Source organism: Chitinivorax sp. B (genome assembly GCF_005503445.1).
Classification (GTDB): domain Bacteria; phylum Pseudomonadota; class Gammaproteobacteria; order Burkholderiales; family SCOH01; genus Chitinivorax.
In genome coordinates this window covers 1-2,062 of the sequence record NZ_SCOH01000128.1, presented here as the reverse complement: position 1 = coordinate 2,062, position 2,062 = coordinate 1, and the positions used below count along the sequence as shown (strand labels likewise).

The 2,062-nt window shown below is 47.3% G+C and carries 4 protein-coding genes; all 4 read left to right on the top strand.

Annotated features, from left to right (window positions below; genetic code table 11):
* Nucleotides 1–193 precede the first annotated feature (193 nt).
* A complete protein-coding gene (locus FFS57_RS24700; protein WP_137940480.1) occupies nucleotides 194–568 on the top strand; it encodes a hypothetical protein in 375 nt (124 codons plus the stop codon).
* Between the two features lie 12 nt (nucleotides 569–580).
* A complete protein-coding gene (locus FFS57_RS24695; RefSeq protein ID WP_137940479.1) occupies nucleotides 581–928 on the top strand; it encodes a hypothetical protein in 348 nt (115 codons plus the stop codon).
* Nucleotides 929–1,077: 149 nt separating this feature from the next.
* Complete coding sequence (locus FFS57_RS24690) at nucleotides 1,078–1,434, top strand: hypothetical protein (RefSeq protein WP_137940478.1); 357 nt, start codon at nucleotides 1,078–1,080, stop codon at nucleotides 1,432–1,434.
* Nucleotide 1,435: 1 nt separating this feature from the next.
* Nucleotides 1,436–1,840, top strand: coding sequence for a hypothetical protein (locus FFS57_RS24685; RefSeq protein WP_137940477.1), 405 nt, complete (start codon nucleotides 1,436–1,438; stop codon nucleotides 1,838–1,840).
* Nucleotides 1,841–2,062 lie beyond the last annotated feature (222 nt).

Below are 2,062 nucleotides of genomic sequence, written 5' to 3'. Positions count from 1 at the left end.
TCAGATAAACTGGCGGAAATGCGGGGTATGAACGTGCTGTAAGGCGCGTGGTGACTGGGTTTGGAGCGCATCGGTACGACAAGGTGCATCGGCGTGCTGTGATGTTCCAAACAAGGAGCCGTTTGTTCCCGATTTTGTCGCGACATCTAGTGGTGATGTTGGTTCTACTTTAGGGTTAGGTCCGAAAAAGCTGTTGGCTCTTCAGCGTGAGTTAAGAGTCGCGGAGATATCAGGCGGCAGAGTTGCCGCCGTTTCTAGGCTGGACAAAGATGGCAATCTTATTATTGAAGACATCCCAATCATTAGAAATGGGCAGGTTGTTTCGGGAATTGACGTCATCGGCAGGAATGGGGAGTTAATTCAAGTTGGTGGCCCTGGAAAAAATGCAAATGACAAGGTCTTTGCTCGAACCAAAAATGCATTAGAAGCCCTTAAGGATGAAGCCTTGCTAAGAGGCGTAAAGGCTCAGGTATATTACGAGCAAGGAAATAGCTCCAGGTTTAATGATCTGGTTCTTGAATCTCAAAGAATATTGGGCAAGAAAAATGTATTCTTGCTGCCAAATTAAGGAGGGGTTGCATTGGCCTACCATATTTTTTCTTACGCATCACAATCAAGTAATGATCTGGCATTTGATCGTTACCTTGGCTCCGCTGTTAGCGTTGACTTTTATTGGGAATCGGTTGGGAGAGAATTGAAACTTCCCATAATATCATCCTTGACGGAGAGGGCTGATTCGGAAGAGGGTTTGTCAATTTCTTCAGGCGACTTGGTTCTTTTTAAGAATGAACTGACGGCTCTCGAAAGATATTGGAAAGAAAAAAGTTTAACTATGGAACTGCCTAATGATTTCCTGCAAGGGATCCGGAACATTGCTGCAGCGATTGATGTTGCGATTGCCGATGGGTTGACAGTAATGATCGCATAGGAGTTCCAAACAATACAATAGCTACTGCTAGTTCTGGTCAGTTGGCTGAATTGCTGCCGGCGTCTACGCTTTCTCGGCGCCAAGCTGCGATTTATGAGCAATTATCAAGTCAAGGGAGTGTTGGGACATTCTCCAAGAAAAGCGTCTCAATGTCTGACTTACGAGCAATTGGCCAAGTTACTGGCGATGAATACAGCATGTTCACGCTGGGCAGCCAGAGGACGGTTATTAGAGGGTACGGAAATGAAATATCCGTTTCTCAGGAAATGCTCGACAACCTTTTGGCTGGCAACTATGGGAAATGGTCTGGTCATACTCACCCGCCTGGCTATTCCATCAATCCCGGACCGGCGGACAGACCATTCCTTCAGCAGATGGGGCAGCAGCGTAGCGCCATATGGGGCGACGGTGGGCACTATACGTTCGGTCAACTTCCATCGGACGATGCAATGATTCAGTCTGAAATTATGCGCAAGCAATGGGCAAGGATTTATGGTGGAAACTAAAATGAAAAAAGATAATTCGACTCATGAATTCGAAAAGGCTCTTCAGCTATTTTTGGACAGCTTCCTAGGAGTTCACCCAAAGGAAACTTGGCCCGCCTGGTTTAGAACGTCCACTACCTATGGCGGGCATAAGGATGGTGAAGGAATTTGGAGATTTTCTTTTACGGGCATTCCGTCATCAGTGCTTGGGGTGGGGGAATCCTGGGAAGAAAAGAATGATGGGTACATTCTCGTAAAGACCGATCCTGAGACCAAGGAGCGCCGCTACGTTATTTCCAATACGCCAAGTGAAGTTATTGTTATCTTTGAGGCTATTATTGATCTCAATTCTGGACAGGTCTCAGTTGTCTCCAGTAAGGATATTTCCGAGATTGATGGCCGGGATTTGCTCCCCTTGAGGAAATAGAAGCCTTCGATTTATCTCGTGGAAAGAGCCGCCCCCGTTGATTCGGAGGCGGCTTTTTACTGCCCGCGCTGTTCTACCCCCGTTGTGCCGTCCGCTTGTCCGGCGTACGTTTTCATCTCGCCCACAGCGATTTTTCTGTGAAACAGTGGCAGCGTTTGCCGCTGTTTCGCTTAAAAATGCAGCAAATGTCAGCGCTTGCTGAGGATGACTGCTGTCGAGGTG